The following is a 2,901-nucleotide window of genomic DNA, read 5'->3' on the forward strand; positions in this document are numbered from 1 at the left end:
CACCATCGGAAGCTAGCGACCAAGAGTGGAAACCTAACCGTAGGGCAGGTCAAACTGTCACCTGTTCGTGCGGCAGTCCCTTACTTGCGGCGCTGTTCTGCCTAGCTCTCGTTGGCCTCGCGGTGGCTTCGCGTCGAAAGTAGGTAAGGCCCGCCGCGACCGGGGTATCACCTCGCTCGCTCATGCCGCAGGTCTCGCGCAAGGTGGGTCCATTCCTGGCCGTCACCCCGGGGCCAAGTGGGGTTGACATAGCCAGGCCAGGGCGAACATCAGCACCCAAGCCCACGGACCCCAGTCGGTGAGGTGATCCTGGACGGCTTGATTCCCCAGAAAGTCGACGGGCGGGTTATCGGTGGAGAGCGGCGTGATTTCCCCTTTCTAACCGCGGAGATGTTTTCTAAGGTGACGCAGTACCTTCCGGGGTGTGAGTGGGCTCCAGCATCCAGGGGTTCCAGTGATCGGTCAAGAAGCATTCGGTCTGGCATTTTCTGGTGATGGTGATATTGTGCTTATTTCTGAGTCGAAAGTGCGGTTAAAGGGAATATCCTCGGAATGGTCGAAAGTCTCGGGGACAGGCTGCTGATGAGAATCCTGGGACTCGATGCGGATGATGGCTGAGTCGACGGCGGATGCGGCGCGGGGGTCGCTGGGCCGGTCGGGGGGAAGGGGCTGAGCAGGGTCGTCCCAGGAGCTGAGTTGGCGTGCGATCAGCACGGAGTCGATGGTCTGCTGTGGGCGGCCAGTCAGGCTCAGGCGCCAGGGTTCATCGGCGCTCTGTGCGCGCAGGCCGGCGAGGCGGTCGTCGATCTTGTTGACGAGTCGCTGGACGGTAGTTGTCTCGTCGGTGGTCTCGGGGATGGGCAGCTGCAGAGGGCCATGGCGGCGTTGAGCGTCGGGGTCGGTGGGCTGCGCTTTGAGTGCGTCGAGGGCTTCGCGTGAGGTATCGGGGACGTTCGAGGGCAGGGTGCGTCCGGCGGTGACGGCGTTGACGATGGCGGGCCAGTGCTCGGAGTCGGCCCATGCGTCTGCGGTCTCGGAGCCGTGGGCGTCGCGGACCCACTGGACGGTCTGTCGGGTGGCGATGGCCTGGCCGGTGTAGCGCAGTTCGTCGGTGAGGCGGGTCAGGTCGTTGTCCCAACCGTGGGCGTGGTCGCGGACTTCATGGGCAGTCAGCTCCGTATCCGTGCGGTCCAGGACGCGGGCCAGCTGGTCCTTGGCTGTCTGTGGGGTGAGCCGGTGGATCATCTGCCAGGGGTCGGGCGACTCATCATCTGGTGCCGGCGGGGGGAGGACTGCGGTGTTCGAGTGCTTGCCGCGCGTCATGGAGACGTAGAAGGTCTCTCGCGAGGTCTGGTTCGGGTCGACAGCGGTGATGGCGCGATCGACGGTGACGCCCTGAGCGCGGTGGGCGGTGGAGGCGTAGCCGAGCTGGGTGTTCTCCAGGACGGCAGTCGGGAGGTGGACGGTCGCGCCGTTGTCTCGTGCGGCTTCCAGGGTGCCGTCGTCGTTCAGGGCGGTGACGGTGAGCAGGTCGCCGTTCTTGATGAAGTTTCCCTGGTCGTCGAGCACCTGGCGTTCGTTGCGGCGGGTGAGGATGCGATCGCCGAGCCCGGCCACGGAGTCTCCGGAGAGAGCGACGGTGGTGGTGTGGTCGATCTCTCCGGTGCTGCGCAGCAGATCCTGGGCTTGGAGGTTGAGGCGGTCAACGGATTCCTGGGAGGCCGACAGCAGCAACGCACTGCCTTGGGTGCGAGCGTCGGCCCACTGATCGAAAGCGGTGGTTTCGACGGCTTCTGGCTCGTCGACCTGGGTGATGCGGTCGTGGTCGAGCAGGGTGTCGATGGCGTCGTGTTCGCCTTGGCGCAGGGCGAGGGAGTTGCCGGCTTCCCAGTCGTTCTTGAAGCGCCAGACGGATTCGAGGGTGGCTGCGGTGACGTTGGGCTGGTCTTGGTGGCGTTCGATCCAGCCGAGGGTGCCGCCGGCTTCGATGGCTCCGAGCTGGGACGGGTCGCCGACAGCGACGATGCGGGCTCCGGCGGTCTCGGCCTGAGCGCGAAGCCGATCGAGGGAGTGGGTGCCGGCCATGGAGGCCTCATCGACGATGACCATCTGGCCGGGGCGCATCTGGTAGCGGTCCTGTGTAGTCTCCAGCTCGGTCAGCGTGGCGTTCAGCCGGCGCAGCGTGCGCTGCTGCTGGGCGGTCGGGGAGTCCGGCAGCTCGTCGAGCAGCCGGGTCATCTGCTGGCGGGTGGCGGTGATCTTCTCGTGGCGGCGGGCAGCCCCGGGGCCTTCGGATTCCCAGAGCCACTTGGCGACGTTGTCGGTCGGGACGTCGATCTCCTTGCCGAGCACGGAGGCCGCGACTGCCGAGGGTGCGAGGCCGACGATGCTGCCGGGGCCGTGCTCGTCCTCCCAAACCTGCCGCAGCGCAGAGAGGCAGGTGGTCTTGCCGGTGCCGGCAGGGCCGATGAGCGCGGACAGAGACTGGTCTGCGGTCGCCAGGCGCAGCGCAGCCTCACGCTGATCGGGGGCCAGGGAATGACCGTCTCCGACGGTGACGGCATCGAGGATCTGTTCGGCGCGCTGCCGATCGGTGATGGTGGGCGCTCCGGTGTTCGTCGCAGCGGAGATCAGGCGCTCCTCAGCGGAGAGCTGGTCCTGGGTCGCGTAGGAGGCTGAGTCGTTGAAGGCGTGATCGCGACCGGTGCTGAGCCCGGGCTGCGCGTCGGAGGAGTGCTGGAACCGGGTGGGGGTCAGTCGCACGGTCTGATCGAGAGCCTGGTCGGTGAGTTCGTCGAGGAGCCGATCGCGTTCGTCTGCGCTATGGCAGCGCACGGCGGCTAGGTGTAAGAGGGCATGACGTTATTGGCAGGGGCCGGGACGCGTGAGGCCGGGGGATGA

The 2,901-nt window shown here is 66.5% G+C and carries 1 protein-coding gene; it reads right to left on the reverse strand.

The window, feature by feature from the left end:
- Positions 1 to 462 precede the first annotated feature (462 nt).
- Positions 463 to 2,835 (reverse strand): ATP-dependent DNA helicase, encoded by a 2,373-nt coding sequence (locus FSY66_RS12345; RefSeq protein WP_144795377.1) that lies wholly within the window; start codon positions 2,833 to 2,835, stop codon positions 463 to 465.
- Positions 2,836 to 2,901: the final 66 nt, after the last annotated feature.

It is taken from the genome of Kocuria palustris (genome assembly GCF_007666205.1).
GTDB lineage: Bacteria > Actinomycetota > Actinomycetes > Actinomycetales > Micrococcaceae > Kocuria > Kocuria palustris_A.